Raw genomic sequence first — 16508 nt, 5'->3', positions numbered from 1 at the left:
GGGTGATATTCCCTATGACAGCTGTATCCCTGCTGCCCGTCGCAGCATCGGGCTTAACCGAAGCAACTTCCCTAGCCATGGCGGCGCAGGTGCAGATAGAGGCGGTGCAGACGCCGCTGAGCGATGCCCCCATACCCACTGCCTACGTGAGGGCAGGAGGCGAAGCGGCAGCGCCACCCCTCTTGCTGATCCACGGATTTGACAGTTCGCTGTTTGAGTTTCGCCGGTTGGTGCCCCAGCTAGAGGGCCACAGCCAGGTCTGGGCGATGGATTTGCTCGGGTTTGGCTTTAGCGATCGCACCCTTCCCGATCTCTCCCCCGCTGCCATCAAGCTCCACCTGTACAGTTTTTGGCAGCAGAAAATTGACCGCCCCGTAGTGCTGGTAGGGGCCTCCATGGGCGGCGCAGCGGCGATCGACTTTGCCCTCACCTATCCTGACGCGGTGGCTGGGCTGGTGCTGATCGATGCGGCGGGCTTTGCCGCTGGGCCAGCCATGGGTAACCTGATGGTGCCGCCGCTAGACAGTTGGGCCACGGCCTTTTTGCGCAATCCTCGCGTGCGGCGCAATATCAGCCGCCAGGCCTACTTTGACAAGACCTTTGTGACGCCCGATGCCCAGCTGTGTGCTGCCCTACACCTAGATTGTCCCCGCTGGAAAGAGGCCCTGATCGCCTTCACCAAAAGCGGCGGCTACAACTTTTTGACCCAAAAAATTCCCACCATTGCCAGCCCTACCCTAGTGATCTGGGGCGAGCAGGACAAAATTCTCGGCACCAAAGATGCGCGGCGGTTTGAGGGGGCGATCGCCGGCAGTCAGCTGGTGTGGATACCCCAGTGCGGCCATGTGCCCCATTTGGAGAAACCGGGGGAAACGGCGGCGGCGGTTTTGCGGTGGAGTAATGCAGTGATGGGATGATGGGGCCGACCCCCAGCGCCCTGGGCTCCCCGGCGGCAGTCTAGAACCCACGGTGCTACCGGGGGGCAAGCCCAGGGCTGGGGCTTTCATCCCAAGGAACCTGCACTTTTAAAAGCAGCAAATTTTCCGGGAATGTTTCAAGATTATGGAGATGGGGCGTACCCTAGGGGCGATCGCCTTTCGTTATCCCAGTCAGGAGCTAGTCGCAAATCGGTATGACACAGCTTTCTTCAGAGACCAGACCGGTTGAAACGATTCTCCAAGCCGCTGCGCCTTCGGGCTTTAGCCCCTTTGTTGCGCGCCACCTAGGGCCGATGGAGCAGGAGCAGGCCACTATGCTGGCGGCCCTGGGCTATGGGTCTCTGGAGGATCTAATTGCGGCGACGGTGCCTGCGACGATTCGGATGACGGAGCCGCTGGCGCTGCCCCAGGGGCTAGATGAGTCGGCGGCGCTGGCGCGACTGAGGGCGATCGCAGCTCAGAACCAAGTGTGGCGATCGTACCTGGGCCTGGGCTATGCCAACACGATTACTCCGCCCGTGATCCAGCGCAACGTGCTAGAGAACCCCGGCTGGTACACCCAGTACACCCCCTACCAGCCCGAGATCTCCCAGGGACGGCTAGAGGCGCTGCTCAACTTCCAGACCGTGATCACCGACCTGACCGGCATGGAAATTGCCAACGCCTCGCTCCTAGACGAGGGTACCGCCGCCGCCGAGGCCATGACTCTGGCCTTCAACGCCCGCAAGAAAAAAGACGCCAAGACATTCTGGGTGTCTGCCGCCTGCCACCCCCAGACCCTCGATGTTGTGAAGACCCGCGCCCTGCCCCTGGGCATTGAGGTGGTGGTGGGCGATCATCGCACCTTTGCCTTTGATACCCCGGTTTTTGGCCTGCTGCTGCAATATCCTGCCACCGATGGCGCCATCTACGACTACGAGGCATTCATCGCGCAGTCCCACAGTGCGAAGGCCCTGGTCATCGTCGCCGCCGACTTGCTCAGCCTGACCCTGCTGAAGCCCCCCGGCGAGTTTGGCGCTGACATCGTCGTCGGCAATAGCCAACGCTTTGGCGTGCCCCTGGGCTACGGTGGCCCCCACGCTGCCTTCTTTGCCACCCGCAACAGCTTTGCCCGCAAGCTGCCCGGTCGTCTGGTGGGCGTATCAAAAGACACCTACGGCAACCCCGCTCTGCGCCTGACCCTGCAAACCCGCGAGCAGCACATCCGCCGGGACGCCGCCACCAGCAATATCTGTACCGCCCAGGTGCTGCTGGCGATCATGGCCAGCATGTACGCGGTGTACCATGGGCCGGAGGGGTTGAGGGCGATCGCCGCCCGCATCCATCAGCAGACCCTCACCCTGGCTGGGGCGCTTGTCCAGGCAGGATTCACCCTGGGCACCGCGCCCGTCTTCGACACCCTCCGGGTCACCGTCGGTGCAGCTCAACCTGCTATCCTCGCCCGCGCGGCAGAGCACCGCATCAACCTGCGCGTAGGGAATGGTGAAACCCTAATCGTCGCCCTAGACGAAACCGTCACTGACCAAGATCTTCAAGACCTGATCGCCATCTTTACCGGAAATCCAAGTTCACCATTCCTCGCAGACCCACCCCTACCCCACCAAGGCGAGGATGCCATCCACTCCCCCACTCCCCCACTCCCCTACTCTCCCACTCCCCCGCTCCCCCGTTTCCTGCGCCGCACCTCTTCCTACCTGACCCACCCCACATTCCACCGCTACCACAGCGAAACCGAGATGCTGCGGTACCTGTATCGTCTGCAAAATAAGGATCTCTCCCTGGCGACGGCGATGATTCCCCTGGGCTCCTGCACCATGAAGCTGAACGCCACGGCGGAGATGGTGCCGGTCACCTGGGCAGAGTTTGGCCAGATTCACCCCTTTGTGCCCGTTGACCAGGCCCAGGGCTATCAGCAGCTATTCAGCGAGTTAGAAGCTTGGCTGGCAGAGATCACCGGGTTTGCGGGCATCTCTCTGCAGCCCAACGCCGGCGCCCAGGGAGAATATGCTGGGCTGCTGGTGATCCGTGAGTACCACCAGCAGCAGGGAGACACCCACCGCACGGTGTGCCTAATTCCCCAGTCGGCCCACGGCACCAACCCAGCCAGCGCCGTGATGGCGGGCATGACCGTGGTGCCCGTGGCCTGCGACGACGAGGGCAATATTGATGTTGCCGATCTGCGGGCCAAGGCCGAAAAGCACAGCGAAAATCTGGCGGCGCTGATGGTCACCTACCCCTCTACCCACGGCGTGTTTGAGGCAGAAATTGCGGAGATCTGTGCGATCGTGCACCGCCACGGTGGCCAGGTCTACATGGATGGAGCCAATATGAATGCCCAGGTGGGCCTCTGCCGCCCGGCGGACTTTGGCGCTGACGTCTGCCATCTCAACTTGCACAAGACCTTCTGCATTCCCCACGGGGGGGGCGGGCCGGGGGTCGGGCCAATTGGGGTGCAAGCGCACCTAGTGCCGTACTTGCCGGGTCATGGCCTGGTGGCGGGGGTCGGCGGTGCCGAGGGCATTGGCGCGGTGACTTCGGCCCCCTGGGGGAGCGCCGGCATTCTGCCGATCTCGTGGATGTACATCGCCATGATGGGCGGCGCGGGGCTCAAAAAGGCCACTGAGGTGGCAATTCTCAACGCCAACTACATTGCCCACCGGCTAAAAGACCACTACGACATTCTTTACACCGGGCAGAATGGGCGAGTGGCCCATGAGTGTATTCTGGACGTGCGCCCCTTCAAGAAATCGGCGGATATTGGCGTGGAAGATGTGGCTAAGCGGCTGATCGACTACGGCTTTCACCCGCCCACCATGTCGTGGCCGGTGGCGGGCACGCTGATGGTGGAGCCCACCGAGAGCGAGTCGCTGGCGGAGCTAGACCGCTTCTGCGAGGCGATGATCGCCATTCGCGACGAAATCCGGGCGATCGAAGTTGGCAAGGCCGACCCGGAGGACAATCTGCTGCGGCACGCCCCCCACACTGCTGCCGACCTGGTGAGCACCTGGGAACGGCCCTACAGTCGGGAAGCAGCGGTATTTCCCACGGCGTTTACCCGGCAGTTTAAGTTTTGGCCAGCGGTCAATCGCATTGACCAGGCCTATGGCGATCGCAACCTGGTCTGCTCCTGCGCTGGCATGGATGCCTACAGTGAGCCATGAGTAGAGGCCGGGCACAATAGAACGATATTTGCTCTATGTCACAAAACGATGAGCCCCCAAGTCCAGCTTAAGCTTAGTTTTTCTACAGGTAAAACGTCACGTCTAGATTTGGATCAGGCTTAGTTGGGTAGCTTCTTGAGATGGTTTGGCTAAACCTAAAATCATCCAATACCCCCGTCACTCGACTCACTTTAGTTACCTCCTTTGGATGATTTTTTAGATGGTCAATCCACCCCAGCCCCAGGTCATTTTTCTAGATGCCGTTGGCACCCTGTTTGGGGTGAAGGGTAGCGTGGGCCAGATCTACGCCGATCTGGCTCAGCACCACGGTATTGACGCCGATGCAGAAGAGTTGAATCAGGCTTTCTTCCGCGCTTTTAAGGCGGCTCCAGAGATGGCTTTCCCCGGCTGCGAACCGGCTCTGGTGCCCGAGCAGGAGTATCACTGGTGGCGGGTGATCGCCCAGCAGACCTTTAGCAGTGCTGCGGTGCTCGACAAGTTTGTTGACTTTGACGGCTTCTTTGCTGACCTCTACGCCTACTTTGCGACCGCCGAGCCCTGGGTGATCTATCCCGATGTGCCCCCGGCCCTAGAGCGCTGGCGGCGACGCGGTATTGCCCTCGGCGTGATCTCTAACTTTGATACGCGGCTTTACCAGGTGCTAGAGCACCTCGATCTGCTCAGCCACTTCAGCTCGATTACTATTTCCTCTGAGGCGGGGGCGGCTAAACCCGACCCGCTAATTTTTGCTACCGCCCTGCAAAAACACCGCTGTGAAGCTGGCCAGGCCTGGCACCTAGGCGACAGCGAAGCCGAAGATGTCGCGGGAGCCAGGGGCGCTGGCCTACATGGCATCTTAGTGCGACGGTAGGAGCGCAGGTTCTTGTTCGAGCCGAACGTTGGGACGTTTTAGCTGGCGAACATTTTGTTAAACGGTGGTTCCGCGAAAGACAAGCTCGGCGGGGCCGGTCATGTAGACACGGTTGTCGGCGGCCTTCCACTCGATATGCAGGGGGCCACCGGGTAGCTCTACGGTGGCGGCGCGATCGCACAACCCGTTCAGCACCCCCGCTACCAGCGAGGCGCAGGCCCCGGTACCGCAGGCCAGGGTAATGCCCGCGCCCCGCTCCCACACCCGCATTTTGAGATAGTCGGGCCGCACCACCTGAATGAACTCGGTGTTAATGCGCTGGGGAAAGGCCGGGTGATGCTCGAACTGGGGGCCGAGGGCTTCGAGGGCGTTGGCAAGGCCTCCCGGAACGGAAATCGCCGCCACATCGTCTACGAAGGTAATGCAGTGGGGGTTGCCCATGCTGACGCAGGTCACCGGCCAAGTCTGCCCGGCCACCTCCAGGGGCACATTGACTACCTTCTCGTCGTCTCCGACTAAAGTAGTGGGGATTTCGCCCGCCAGCAGATGGGGTGGCCCCATGTCTACCGTCACCTGGCCGTCGGGCTGGAGGGTAGGTGAAATTAGCCCCGCCAGGGTGTGAATGCGGTAGGTGTGGGGAACCTGGGGAGCCTGGCCGTCGTTGCTCTCCAGGGTTTCTAAAAACTTGGCTAAACAGCGAATGCCGTTGCCGCACATCTCTGGCTCAGAGCCGTCAGAGTTGAAAATGCGCATGGTGTAGTCGGTGCCGTTTTGCCCCGGCAGCGCAAAGATCACGCCGTCGGCCCCAATGCCAAAGTGGCGATCGCACCAGGTCACCGCCTGCTCAGGAGACAGCAATGGCTCCGGCTGGTGGCGATTATCGAGCAAAATGAAGTCGTTGCCCAAGCCGTGATACTTGCTAAATTCCATGGTCTCTGGTGTCTCTGAGGGCTGAGTTAATCAAGCTTATTATTCACCAAAGTAGCTTTCCTTAACAAATTCCCCCAGACTGTCTCCTAAGCGAGTAGAACGGGGTACCGTAAGACCAGCCTATGTTCACAGTTCAGCACCATGTCCCAAGAGTTTGCCACCGGGTTTCCGAGCGTTCGCCAGATTCAAGGTCTAATTCGAGACAAACAAATCATCGAAGTTAAGCTGATGACTGGAGATTTGATTGCCGGTCGCGTAGTTTGGCAAGATCCCCAATGCATCTGTTTGGAGACAGAAGACGGCAGCAAACATCAAGTGTGGAAACAGGCGATCGGCTTCTTGAAATATTCTTGACTCGTTACTTTAACTCTAAGCAGTCTTCACAATTTCCTCTGTGGCCCACCCGGCTGAACGGGGCACACTAGCATAGGTAGATACCTCATCCTGTGGATACTCAGTCTTCCGATTTTATCAAAAGCCCTCAGTCCATCAGTTTTATGGAGCGTTTAGCCCAATGACTATCGAAAAAATTGTTGAACAAGCCCTACAGGACGGCTACCTGACTCCTGCGATGGAGGCGGAGGTGGGTCGAATCTGCGACACCGCCGCCGAGCTTTCTATCGAAGAATACATGGCCCTCGATCGCCTGATGGGTGCCCTGCTGACTGGCGAGGTGGTAGCTGTACCCCGCAAGCAGTTTATCAACGTGATGGAAGAACTGGTGCTCACCGAAGCGATTTCGCGGGTGGCCGAAATCGAGGCTAGCTCTGACAAGACCCTCGACCTGGGCGACATTGCCGCCTATGCTCTCAACCGGCTGCCGCCCCTCTACGCCACCACCGAAGAAGGGGCTAACTTCCAGCGCGAAAATGCTCGGGGTGAGCTGTCTGACCTGATTGCCGAACAGGTGCAGCAGGCGATTTCCCGCAACCTCGACCAGCCCGACTTTTACCCCGAGCGCCAGACCATTCAGAAGAAGGGCGACAACGTGCTCAACCAGGTCAGCTCGCTGCTGCAAGACCACGCCCACAAGTTTGAGCCCGCTGGAAAAGTCTAAACTCTGCTGCGGCTACCCTATCCATATCTGCCTGACCAGGGTTGCGATCGCGGCCCTGGTTTTCTTCTTTAAAATCCTGTCTCCCAATGGGTAAGGGCGCACCGCGATGCGTCCTTACCCATTGGCAAAGGCTGGGCGTTCTTGGCTCCAGGGGTTTACCTGCTCTAGCTGGGCGGCGAGGGCAAATAGTGTGGCCTCATCGGCGGGGGGGCCCACCAGCTGCACCCCCACGGGCAACCCCTGGGGGCCAAACCCGGTAGGAATAGCCAGGGCGGGCTGGCCGCTGGCGTTGAAGGGCGGGCAGGGGGCCACCCAGTTGATCACATTTTTGAGTAATTTGGGCGATCGCAGCCCCCGCCACTCACCCACCTTAATCGTCGGGTGCATGTAAACCGGCAAAATCAGCACGTCGTAGGGCTGGCAAAACTGCACTACCTGCCGCGCCACCTGCTGGAGCTGAGCCGCTGCCCGCAGATAGGCCCCGCTGTTGATGCGCCAGGCCCGCCAGTAGAGCCAGCGGTTCATTTTTTCGAGTACCACAAAGGGCACCCCCACCTCTGCAATCACGCATTCCCACAGCACGATAAAAGGCTCAATTAAGGCTTCTAGGTTGGGGAAGGTGATCTCTTCGGCGGTGTGGCCCAGGTCTTCGACCCGCTGCACGGTCTCGTAGATGGCCTGACGGCACACCGGGTCGGCGTCGCCGATGGGGTCTAGGCGGGTGGCATAGCCAATGCGCAGGGGTTTCGGCGGGGTCTGCAACCCATCGAGAAAAGAGGGGTTGGGGTCGGGCAGCCAGTAGGGGTCGCCCAGTTCGTAGCCGCTGAGCACGTCTAGCAGGGCCGCCGTGTCGGCCACGGTGCGCCCCAGGGGGCCGTTGACCGCCAGCCCGTTCAGCCGCTCCCCCACGGGCGAAAAGCTAATCCGCCCTCGGGAGGCTTTCAGACCCACCAGGCCACAGCAAAAGGCTGGCCCGCGCAGAGAACCGCCGCCGTCTGACCCCTGGGAAATAGCGCACAGCCCCGCCGCCAGCGCCGCTGCCCCGCCGCCGCTCGACCCGCCCGGTGTGTAGTCTAAATGCCACGGGTTGCGGGCGGGGGGAAAGCCCGGTGGCTCGGTGTAGGGTAGGGAACCGAGTTGGGAGGTGGCGGTTTTGCCCAAAATCACCATTCCGGCTTGGCGCAGCTTGCTGACGATGTAGTCGTCTTGGGGGGCAATGCGATCGCAGGCCGCCTTCACCCCGTAGGCGCAGGGCACCCCCGCCACCGGGTTGAGGTCTTTGACCGACACGCTCACGCCAAACAGGGGCGGCAGGTCGTCGGGGTTGCGGGCCAGGTGCTCGGTCTTGGTTCTGGCGTCGGCCAGGGCCTGCTCTGCCATTACCGTTACGTAGGCCCCCAGGGCCGGGTTTAGCCGCTCAATGCGCTCCAGATAGATCTCCGCCAGCTCTAGCGGGGAGACTTGTTTGCTGCGAATCAGCCGGGCTTGTTCGACGGCGGGTAAGAAGGCCAGATCGACTGAGTTCATAGACCAGTAGGGCTGAGGGCAAGAAATGGGGTGCCTTCAGAATATCAAGCCCTGGGCGGGCACCCCAAAAAGTACCCGCGCGGGTCATGGCGATCGCCCAACCCCGTTGCCATGATGGGGCCATCCACTGAGTTAGCACTACACGAGGTATGCCATGACAAGGCACGGTCAAATGTATCTCAGAGACACGGCTCCCCCCCGCTTTCGGGTGCCAGCACGGGGCCGCTTCGGCAGAATGTTTCGCTGCACCCGTCCCTTTGCCCAAGACACCCCCGCCGTTCGTCAAGCCCTGATGGAGCTGGGCAAGGCCGAGGGCATTATGGACCCCGGCCCTACCAACAACCCCGACAATCCGGCGATTCCGGCTGGGTTTACCTTTCTCGGCCAGTTCATCGACCACGACCTCACCTTCGACCCTACCTCCAGCTTAGAGCGCCAGTCTGACCCCGAGGCGATCGAAAACTTCCGCACCCCATCCTTTGAGTTAGACAGTGTCTACGGCGCTGGCCCCACCGCCAGCCCCTGGCTATACGACAACAGCCCCGCCAATCGTGGCAAGCTGCTGATCGATCGCGATCGCCCCCACGACCTGGCCCGCAACAGCCAGGGCACCGCACTGCTGGGCGACCCCCGCAACGACGAAAACCTGATCGTGTCGCAGCTACACCTGGCCTTCGTCAAGTTTCACAACGCCGTAATCGACCAGCTCAAGGCCGACGGGGTTGACCCTGAGCAGCTGTTTGACGAAGCCCAAAAGCTGGTGCGCTGGCACTACCAGTGGATTGTGCTGCACGAGTTTCTGCCGCTGCTGGTGGGTCAAAAGGTAGTCGATACGGTGCTCAACCGGGGCCGCCGGTTCTACAGCACCTTCTGGCGGCGCGAGCCCTACATTCCAGTCGAGTTTTCGGTGGCGGCCTACCGTTTTGGCCACAGCCAGGTGCGCGGCGGCTACCGCATCAACCAAAATTTTGCGGCGGCCATCTTTGTGCCCCCTGGCTCGGGCGGCAACGACCTGTCGAGCGGCAAGCCGCTGCCTCCAGAGCGGGTGATGGACTGGCGCAACTTCTTCAAGCTGAATGAAACCGATACGCCCCAGCTGAGCCAGCGCATCGATGCCACGATCTCTCGGCCTCTGTTTCAGCTGCCGTTTATTCCACCCAATATGGCATCGAACCCGGCCTCGCTGGCCCAGCGCAACCTGCTGCGCCACTTGACTTTTGGGCTGCCCTCGGGGCAAACCGTTGCCCGCCGCATGGGGATTGCGCCCCTGTCTGCCGCTGACCTGGCGGATGTGGCGGCGATCGCCCCCGGTCTGGCCCACAGCACGCCGCTGTGGTTTTACGTGCTGCGGGAAGCCGACAAGCGCGCCGATGGGCGATCGCTCGGCCCTGTGGGCGGTCGCATTGTGGCCGAGGTGTTTATTGGTCTGCTGCAAACCGACGGGTTGTCGTACCTTTGCCAGCAGCCCAGCTGGAAGCCCACCCTGGGCAGCGACGGCGACTTCAAAATGGCGGATCTGCTGAAGTTTGCCGGCGTGGCCGAGCCTCCTGCCCTGCCCACCCTCGCTGCTGAAGCCCCAGCCCCTCAGCCCGCACCCGTGGCTGGCTAAGGCGCAACGCTAACGCTATCTGGTTTGTAGGGGCGCAGCATGCTGCGCCCCTACTGGCGATCGGGGGGGCAGGGGCAGGCCGAACGCTGGGGGCTGAGGCGACCCAGGGCACTGATGTAGGCTTCGAGGTCGCTAAACTCGGCAGGGTTGAGGCTGTAATAGATCCAGCGACCGTCTTGGCGGGCCGAGATCAGCCCCGCTTCGCGCAGGGTTTTGAGGTGAAAGGAGAGTTTTGACTGGGCAATGCCCATGCGATCGCGCAGATCGCACACGCACATTTCCTGCGATCGCAGCAGCTCGATCACCTCTAGCCGCAGCGGGTCAGACAGGGCCTTAAACTTGGCAATCGTGGCAGCGGACGAAGCGGTTTGCAGTCCTAGGGACATTGATGTGGGGTTTACAACGGTTGGCTTTCAGCTTAGCAGAGCTGACCAGCCCTGTTAGGGCTGCGGCAACGGCTGGTTCGGGGGGCGATCGGCCCCAAGCCGTGCGCCCCTGCGAGGCACCAGAATGCTTGAACGCATGCCTGTGCTCGGCAACCCCTTTTTGCCCCTAGGCCAGACTGTCTGGAATTATTGAGGGCAAACCTCCATCCAAGGGCTTCTTACTATATGCTTTGTCTGTAGCTATTTGGCATGATTGATCACCACAATGGGCAGACTCTCCACCCACGTTCTCGATACGGCCCTGGGTAAGCCCGCCGCCTCACTGCGGCTCACAGTCTGGGCCATTAATAAAGAAGCAGACATTAAAACGGCGCTCAAAACCGTTGAAACCAACATCGATGGCCGTACCGATGAGCCCCTGCTAGAGGGCGACGAGCTCCACAAGGGTACCTACGAAATCACCTTTGATGTGGCGGCCTATTTTGCCCAGTCGGGGGCGACTCTCTCCGAGCCACCGTTCCTTGATCAAATTCCCATTCGATTTACGGTGGCTGACCCCGGCGGCAACTACCATGTGCCGCTGCTGGTATCGCCCTGGTCTTACAGCACCTACCGAGGCAGCTAAGGGGTTAAGGTGGAGGCGACAACGGCGCGATCGCGTCCCTCGGCCTTAGCCTGGTACAGCGCTCTGTCAGCCGCATTGAGCAGATCGCTAGAGCGAACTTGCTCTGACGGCACCACCTCGGCTAGACCAAAGCTCATGCTGACGCAGGGACTAATGGGCGAGGTTTGATGGGGGATGGCACGGGCTCTAAGCATACTGCGAATGTGGTTAAGCAGGTGCAGCGCCCCATCAGTATCGGTATTCGGCAAAATTAGGGCAAACTCTTCGCCGCCGTAGCGGGCTGCCATATCTGCCGGGCGTCGCACTACGGTGTCGAGTATGCCTGCGATCGCCTGGAGACACTGATCGCCCAAGATATGCCCGTAGGTATCGTTATAGAGCTTGAAATAGTCGACATCGCAGAGAATCACGGTCAGTGGAGTTTGCTCTCGGCGAGCTAGCTTCCACTCGTAGGCGAGCTTTTCGTCCAAGGCCCGCCGATTTGAGATGCCGGTCAGGCCGTCTTGGGTCGCCATTTGCTGCAAAATCTGGTTGTCGGCCTTAAGCTGTTGCTCCTGTAGCCGCTCTTGGGCTAGCAGAGCCTCCAGTTGCAGAGCCTGTATCCGCGCGTGCAACATCGACTCTACCCGCAGCAGCAGCTCAGTTTGGTCTACGGGCATGGCGATCACATCGTCGACCTGCTGTCGTTGGTAGGGCTTGAGCAGGGACAGATGGGAACGTTTGAGCAATAGCAAAAAGGGCAAAAAAACTGGTTTAGCGGCCTCCCGTTGCGCAGCAATCTCTGGGGTGCAACGGCCAAAAAACGAGGTGTCAAAGATGCAGAGATCAAAGGCATTGCCCCAGTTGAGCTTGCCTGTGGGTTGGTCTTGCAGGCTATAAAACCGCCCCAGTAGCGTTGTCAGCAACTGATAATTTTGGGGATGATCTACTCCCAAAAAGATGCGGGATCGCCATCGACTGTCGTGGTCTGGAGCATCGGGCGGACGGGAATATACCTCAGGCATCATCATTGTGGGACTTAATAAATTCAGGAACTCCACTTAGGATGCCCCGCAGCTGAGTCAATGGTCGGCCCACCTTAATGCCGTAGCGGGAAATTTCAAACTCCCGTAAAGTCTTCTCAAAATCACTGAGACGCTTCTTTAAAACACCAATGGCCCGCCGCATCTGGCCCTGTACTTCTAAGTAGCGCAGAAAGATAATATTGTCGGCCAGGTAAGACACGCCCAGTTCGGTGGCTTTAAAGTCGCCGGTAATCGATGCGACCTCGTTGGTCAGGATGGTGGTGACGCCTAGACCCTTGAGGTACTGACAAAGGCTGTGAATATTGCGGATCAAATCATCTTCCTGAAATGACAGCTTATAGCCCAACACGCTGTCGATCATGATGATCTTGGTGTCCAACTGCTCGACTTCAATGCGCACTCGATGGGCAAACTCATCGGGTGAGTAGAGCAGTGGGTCTACCCTGGTCACCGCCAGGGTGCCCCGCTCGACCATGGCCCGCACCGGTATGTTGATGCCCTCGCAGCGGTTGAGCAGGGTATCGACGGCCTCTTCAAAGAGGTAGACCACTGAGCGATCGCCCCGCCCTGCCGCCTCTTTAATAAATTGCAGACCCAGTGTCGTCTTGCCCACGCCGCTGGGGCCAGAGATAATCGTCACGGTGCCGGTTTCGATGCCGCCGCTGAGCAACTCGTCAATTTCAGGAATGCCAGAGGGGCAGAGTTTCGGTTTGCCCGTGGCCACGTGCTCGTTACCAGACACCAGATGGGGAAAGACGACTAAGCCGCGATCGCAGATCCGCATGGTGTGGGGGCCCTTGCGAAACTCGCTGCCCCGCAGCTTAGACACCTCAATGTGTCGCCCTTCTCTGTGCATTTCTAGGGTGAGAATGCCATCGCTGATAAACTGTAAATCTTCATCGGGGGCCTCTTGGCTGGCCTCGGAGGTAAACAGCACCGTCGCCCCCTGGTGCAGTAAAAACCGCAAAAAGCCTACTACCTGCTGGCGAAACTGGTAACCATCGGTGGCCACGTAGCGCAGCTGGGTCATCGAGTCGATAAACACCCGCTGGGGCTGGGTAGCCTTGACCTGCTCGACAATGCGATCGGTCAGTGGCCCCTGCTCGACCTGGGCAGTGGCAAAAATATCGTACCCCTGATTTTGTATAAAGAAGTCTGCATCGGGGCTAAGATCTAATACTGTCACCGCCTCTACCGGAAAGCCCGATGCTGCCCCGTTACGCTTGAGCTGCTCGCCCGATTCTCCCAAAGTGATGAAGAGGCGCGGTGTGCCATCCTCCAGGTTGTGGGTTAGAAAATGCCAGCCCAGGGTAGTTTTGCCACAGCCCGGCCCCCCCCTGGCCAAATACGCCTGCCCTGTCGGAAAGCCCCCGCCTAAAATCTCATCTAAGCCCTCAATTCCTGACGAAAGACGCTTATTGTCGTGGGTTGGCATTTTGTACGAAGGTTCTACGGCTAGGGCAAACTGGCAAGCGCTACGTGCTGAGCTTAGGACACACCAGCCTCTTGATCTCAATCGTGGCACCAAACGCCTCGCTTAGATCAGATTGTAAACTAATAAAAAATCAGCTCTCAGGCCGTTTTCGAGGCCTAGCCTGGGTGATTCACCAAGCCAGAATCGGGCGGCTGTCATGCCCGCACCGGCGCGAACCTGCTCGAAACGATGCCGCTTTAGCCAGATGCCCAGAAAAACGGGCATGTCCCCCCATCCCCCTAAGGTCATGAACCATGCGGGCTAAGGACTTTAGTTCTCTGGTAGACAGATTACCGACTGACTGATTGCAAACGGTCGAGCCGCAGCTGGTGGTCGGGGCTGAGCAGGCGGCGGTAGGCCAGCAGCACCACGCCAAATATCCCGAGGGCGGCCCCGGCGGCGATCATAAACATGATCACGATTTGGTAGCGCACTGCATCGATGGGGTTGGCCCCAGCCAAGATCTGTCCGGTCATCATTCCGGGCAGGCTGACCAGGCCCATCACCATCATCGAATTGATGCTGGGTATCATGCCGATGCGGATGGCCTCGCGCACCTGGCTGTGGGCCGCCTCCCAGCGGGTAGCGCCAAGGGCCAGCCGGGTTTCAACCTGGTCGCGCTGGGTGACGAGCCCCTCCATGAAGCGATCTAGACCCAGAGAAATGCCGCTGAGGGTGTTGCCCAGCACCATGCCCAGTATCGGAATCAGGTACTGGGGGTCGTACCAGGGCTGTACGCGAATGATGCCGACCATGGCAAACCCCGTCACCAGGGCCGATGCGGAGAGGACTGAGACTAAACTGTGCCAGTAGATACCGGCAAATCGTTGCTGAGTGCGATTGACGGCAGAGACACCTGCGATCGCCGTCATCACCAGGGCGATCGCCAGAATAATCAGGGGATTGTCTTGGGTAAACAGCCACTCCAGCACAAAGCCAATCAGCAAGAGCTGTACGACCATGCGCACCGTTGCCATCAGCAGCGACTGGGCTAGGCCCAGCTGAAGGGCGATCGACAGCGCCACATTCACCCCGATCAGCAGCGCGGCGAGGGCTAGCTGCCCGTAGCCAATGACCATGTAAGTGGTTTCCATTACCGAAAGTCCTCCAAGGAGATCTGGCGGTGGGTGACTCGGCGAATTTGCGCGGTGTCGTGGCTGGTCAGCAGGCAGGCGCGATCGCCCTGATGGAGCCAATCGTGCAGCAGAGATTCCACCTGGCCTGTGGTGGCGGCATCGAGGGATGCGGTCGGTTCATCCAAGATCAGCACCTGGGGGCTAAGCTGGAGCGCCCGCAGCAGCGCCAAAATTTGAGCCTCCCCCCCCGAAAGTCGAGCCCCTTGCAGATTGAGGAACTCAGGACCACGGCCCAGTGTATCTAGCCAGGCGTGAATGAGAGCGGGGGCAAACTGACGTTGGCGGTAAATCTCTAGTTCAAAGACTCGCTTGAGGTCATCCTTTACGGTGCCGTTGAGGGCAACGGCCCGCTGGGGCACGTACATCACCCGGCTGCGGTAGGCGGGCACCCCCCATTCGGCGGGCGACTTGCCCGCCAAGTTGACCTCTCCCTGCTGAATCGGGTCGAGCAGCACTAGGTTGCGCATGAGCAGCGTTTTGCCTGCACCGGAGGGGGCCACCAGACCTACACAGTCTCCGGCCCGTAGGTCAAAGCTCACCCCCCGCCACAGCCATCGATCTATCAGGTGGCGACCCAGGTTGGCAGCGGCAAACAGGGGTAAACTCGGCTCGGTCATGACCTGCAAACTTTGCCCTGACGAGGTTTTGGGCAGGGGTCTCTCTACAATACACAGCGAAGCATATCTGAGGAAAACATCTGTGAAACCAGGGCAAAACCAGCGACAGCCGACGGTGATCGGGTTCTCTGCGGTGCTGATGTGGGCCACCCTGGCCCTGCTCACCGACCTCAGCGGCACCGTGCCCCCCTTCCAGCTGACGGCGATGGCGTTTACCGTGTCGCTGGTGGTGGGGGCGATCGCCTGGTTGCGATCGGGCGGCTCGGTGCTGCACCACCTGCGGCTGCCCTGGCGGGTGTGGCTTCTCGGCATTGGCGGGCTGTTTGGCTACCACTTTTTCTATTTTTTGGCCCTGCGCCAGGCCCCAGCCGTAGAGGCCAGCCTGATCGCCTACCTGTGGCCGCTGCTGATCGTGTTTTTTTCGGCGCTGCTGCCGGGGGAGCGGCTGCGGTGGTTTCACGGGGCGGGGGCGATCGCAGGCTTTCTCGGTGCCGCTCTCTTGGTCACCAAAGGCCAGGGCTTTAGCTTCGATGCCCAGTACACCACCGGCTATCTGGCGGCCCTGGTCTGCGCCCTCACCTGGTCGGGCTATTCCATTTTGTCGCGCCGCTTTGGGGCCATTCCCACCAGCGCAGTGGGTGGCTTCTGTGGGGCGACAGCCATACTGGCATGGATCTGCCACGCCCTGTTTGAGCCAACAGTATGGCCCACTGGCTGGGAATGGGTCGCCATTCTGGCCCTGGGCCTGGGGCCAGTAGGGCTGGCCTTCTTTACCTGGGATTATGGCGTGAAGCGGGGCAATATTCGGGTTTTGGGGGCACTCTCCTACGCGGCACCGCTGCTCTCGACCCTGCTGCTGATCGCTGCTGGGCGGGCTGAGGCCACAGCGACGGTGGGATTGGCCTGTGGGCTGATCGTCGGCGGAGCCCTGCTGGCAGGGCTAGATTTCTTTTGGCCTGGGGCAGAGACAAAACGCAGCTAAAAGAACTCATCCCAAATCTGAATTCCATACCCCCGTTTCCCAGCCCGGCCAACCCGTAGGGGCGCACAGCGGTCATCGGAGCAAACTTAAGGTTCTTATGACGGGACTAGGGAGTATAACGATGAATGTATTGGGTTGTAAGTGGGACTTAATCCCATGGCTCGCAGTCG

16 protein-coding genes are annotated in these 16508 nt (G+C 60.1%); 8 read left to right on the top strand and 8 right to left on the bottom strand.

The features are described from left to right. The first annotated feature begins 14 nt into the window (after nucleotides 1-14). The 3 genes from AC0QKW_RS09800 to AC0QKW_RS09790 all read left to right on the top strand — a co-directional run bounded on the left by AC0QKW_RS09800 (nucleotide 15) and on the right by AC0QKW_RS09790 (nucleotide 4970). Nucleotides 15-917, top strand: coding sequence for an alpha/beta fold hydrolase (locus AC0QKW_RS09800; RefSeq protein ID WP_473150881.1), 903 nt, complete (start codon nucleotides 15-17; stop codon nucleotides 915-917). A 215-nt stretch (nucleotides 918-1132) separates the two neighbouring features. Then, entirely contained in the window at nucleotides 1133-4099 is a 2967-nt protein-coding gene (gcvP, locus tag AC0QKW_RS09795; RefSeq protein WP_473150880.1) for an aminomethyl-transferring glycine dehydrogenase, read from the top strand. A gap of 220 nt (nucleotides 4100-4319) precedes the next feature. After that, nucleotides 4320-4970 (top strand): HAD-IA family hydrolase, encoded by a 651-nt coding sequence (locus tag AC0QKW_RS09790; protein ID WP_473150879.1) that lies wholly within the window; start codon nucleotides 4320-4322, stop codon nucleotides 4968-4970. A 57-nt stretch (nucleotides 4971-5027) separates the two neighbouring features. Here the strand turns inward: AC0QKW_RS09790 and dapF are convergent, their stop codons facing one another. After that, nucleotides 5028-5900 carry a diaminopimelate epimerase gene (gene dapF, locus AC0QKW_RS09785; RefSeq protein WP_473150878.1) on the bottom strand — a complete coding sequence of 291 codons (873 nt, stop codon included), beginning with the start codon at nucleotides 5898-5900 and terminating at the stop codon, nucleotides 5028-5030. A 141-nt stretch (nucleotides 5901-6041) separates the two neighbouring features. Between dapF and AC0QKW_RS09780 the strand changes: the two genes are divergently transcribed. After that, the gene (locus AC0QKW_RS09780) at nucleotides 6042-6254 is read left to right on the top strand and encodes an Hfq-related RNA-binding protein (RefSeq protein ID WP_473150877.1); all 213 of its coding nucleotides are present in this window, start codon (nucleotides 6042-6044) and stop codon (nucleotides 6252-6254) included. A gap of 160 nt (nucleotides 6255-6414) precedes the next feature. After that, entirely contained in the window at nucleotides 6415-6957 is a 543-nt protein-coding gene (locus AC0QKW_RS09775; protein ID WP_473150876.1) for a late competence development ComFB family protein, read from the top strand. Nucleotides 6958-7071: 114 nt separating this feature from the next. On the opposite strand, the gene AC0QKW_RS09770 is transcribed toward AC0QKW_RS09775, so the two are convergent. After that, nucleotides 7072-8484, bottom strand: a complete 1413-nt coding sequence (locus tag AC0QKW_RS09770) for an amidase (protein ID WP_473150875.1) — start codon at nucleotides 8482-8484, stop codon at nucleotides 7072-7074. Nucleotides 8485-8638: 154 nt separating this feature from the next. Between AC0QKW_RS09770 and AC0QKW_RS09765 the strand changes: the two genes are divergently transcribed. Beyond that, nucleotides 8639-10093: a peroxidase family protein gene (locus tag AC0QKW_RS09765; RefSeq protein WP_473150874.1), complete on the top strand. Its 1455-nt coding sequence runs from the start codon at nucleotides 8639-8641 to the stop codon at nucleotides 10091-10093. Nucleotides 10094-10143: 50 nt separating this feature from the next. On the opposite strand, the gene AC0QKW_RS09760 is transcribed toward AC0QKW_RS09765, so the two are convergent. Further along, a complete protein-coding gene (locus tag AC0QKW_RS09760) occupies nucleotides 10144-10479 on the bottom strand; it encodes an ArsR/SmtB family transcription factor (RefSeq protein ID WP_473150873.1) in 336 nt (111 codons plus the stop codon). Nucleotides 10480-10744: 265 nt separating this feature from the next. Between AC0QKW_RS09760 and uraH the strand changes: the two genes are divergently transcribed. Further along, nucleotides 10745-11104 carry a hydroxyisourate hydrolase gene (gene uraH, locus AC0QKW_RS09755; protein WP_473150872.1) on the top strand — a complete coding sequence of 120 codons (360 nt, stop codon included), beginning with the start codon at nucleotides 10745-10747 and terminating at the stop codon, nucleotides 11102-11104. Here the strand turns inward: uraH and AC0QKW_RS09750 are convergent. From AC0QKW_RS09750 to AC0QKW_RS09730, 5 genes are all read right to left on the bottom strand, one after another. Then, nucleotides 11101-12114 carry a diguanylate cyclase gene (locus tag AC0QKW_RS09750; RefSeq protein WP_473150871.1) on the bottom strand — a complete coding sequence of 338 codons (1014 nt, stop codon included), beginning with the start codon at nucleotides 12112-12114 and terminating at the stop codon, nucleotides 11101-11103. The two genes, uraH and AC0QKW_RS09750, sit on opposite strands and share 4 nt — an antisense overlap. Continuing rightward, on the bottom strand, nucleotides 12101-13564 hold the full coding sequence (locus AC0QKW_RS09745) for an ATPase domain-containing protein (RefSeq protein ID WP_473150870.1): 1464 nt from the start codon (nucleotides 13562-13564) through the stop codon (nucleotides 12101-12103). The genes AC0QKW_RS09750 and AC0QKW_RS09745 overlap by 14 nt, the downstream gene beginning before the upstream one ends. Nucleotides 13565-13666: 102 nt before the next feature. Then, entirely contained in the window at nucleotides 13667-13828 is a 162-nt protein-coding gene (locus tag AC0QKW_RS09740; protein WP_473150869.1) for a hypothetical protein, read from the bottom strand. Nucleotides 13829-13893: 65 nt separating this feature from the next. Further along, a complete protein-coding gene (locus AC0QKW_RS09735; protein WP_473150868.1) occupies nucleotides 13894-14697 on the bottom strand; it encodes an ABC transporter permease in 804 nt (267 codons plus the stop codon). Further along, a complete protein-coding gene (locus AC0QKW_RS09730) occupies nucleotides 14697-15356 on the bottom strand; it encodes an ABC transporter ATP-binding protein (RefSeq protein ID WP_473150867.1) in 660 nt (219 codons plus the stop codon). The genes AC0QKW_RS09735 and AC0QKW_RS09730 overlap by 1 nt, the downstream gene beginning before the upstream one ends. 139 nt (nucleotides 15357-15495) lie before the next feature. Between AC0QKW_RS09730 and yddG the strand changes: the two genes are divergently transcribed. After that, nucleotides 15496-16338: an aromatic amino acid exporter YddG gene (gene yddG / locus AC0QKW_RS09725; RefSeq protein ID WP_473150906.1), complete on the top strand. Its 843-nt coding sequence runs from the start codon at nucleotides 15496-15498 to the stop codon at nucleotides 16336-16338. Nucleotides 16339-16508 lie beyond the last annotated feature (170 nt).

The sequence above is a fragment of the Pseudanabaena sp. PCC 9330 genome (assembly GCF_055795045.1).
The sequence above is the reverse complement of the archived record's forward strand: the minus strand, read 5'-3'. Positions and strand labels throughout refer to the sequence as shown.

What these genes read in the sequence shown, in the direction of transcription:
- AC0QKW_RS09765 (WP_473150874.1), top strand. Translation starts at nt 8,639, where the DNA reads ATGACAAGGCACGGTCAAATGTATCTCAGAGACACGGCTCCCCCCCGC.
- uraH (WP_473150872.1), top strand. Translation starts at nt 10,745, where the DNA reads ATGGGCAGACTCTCCACCCACGTTCTCGATACGGCCCTGGGTAAGCCC.
- gcvP (WP_473150880.1), top strand. Translation starts at nt 1,133, where the DNA reads ATGACACAGCTTTCTTCAGAGACCAGACCGGTTGAAACGATTCTCCAA.
- AC0QKW_RS09735 (WP_473150868.1), bottom strand. Translation starts at nt 14,697, where the DNA reads ATGGAAACCACTTACATGGTCATTGGCTACGGGCAGCTAGCCCTCGCC.
- AC0QKW_RS09750 (WP_473150871.1), bottom strand. Translation starts at nt 12,114, where the DNA reads ATGATGATGCCTGAGGTATATTCCCGTCCGCCCGATGCTCCAGACCAC.
- AC0QKW_RS09800 (WP_473150881.1), top strand. Translation starts at nt 15, where the DNA reads ATGACAGCTGTATCCCTGCTGCCCGTCGCAGCATCGGGCTTAACCGAA.
- AC0QKW_RS09775 (WP_473150876.1), top strand. Translation starts at nt 6,415, where the DNA reads ATGACTATCGAAAAAATTGTTGAACAAGCCCTACAGGACGGCTACCTG.
- AC0QKW_RS09780 (WP_473150877.1), top strand. Translation starts at nt 6,042, where the DNA reads ATGTCCCAAGAGTTTGCCACCGGGTTTCCGAGCGTTCGCCAGATTCAA.
- yddG (WP_473150906.1), top strand. Translation starts at nt 15,496, where the DNA reads ATGTGGGCCACCCTGGCCCTGCTCACCGACCTCAGCGGCACCGTGCCC.
- AC0QKW_RS09745 (WP_473150870.1), bottom strand. Translation starts at nt 13,564, where the DNA reads ATGCCAACCCACGACAATAAGCGTCTTTCGTCAGGAATTGAGGGCTTA.
- dapF (WP_473150878.1), bottom strand. Translation starts at nt 5,900, where the DNA reads ATGGAATTTAGCAAGTATCACGGCTTGGGCAACGACTTCATTTTGCTC.
- AC0QKW_RS09760 (WP_473150873.1), bottom strand. Translation starts at nt 10,479, where the DNA reads ATGTCCCTAGGACTGCAAACCGCTTCGTCCGCTGCCACGATTGCCAAG.
- AC0QKW_RS09730 (WP_473150867.1), bottom strand. Translation starts at nt 15,356, where the DNA reads ATGACCGAGCCGAGTTTACCCCTGTTTGCCGCTGCCAACCTGGGTCGC.
- AC0QKW_RS09770 (WP_473150875.1), bottom strand. Translation starts at nt 8,484, where the DNA reads ATGAACTCAGTCGATCTGGCCTTCTTACCCGCCGTCGAACAAGCCCGG.
- AC0QKW_RS09790 (WP_473150879.1), top strand. Translation starts at nt 4,320, where the DNA reads ATGGTCAATCCACCCCAGCCCCAGGTCATTTTTCTAGATGCCGTTGGC.
- AC0QKW_RS09740 (WP_473150869.1), bottom strand. Translation starts at nt 13,828, where the DNA reads ATGCCCGTTTTTCTGGGCATCTGGCTAAAGCGGCATCGTTTCGAGCAG.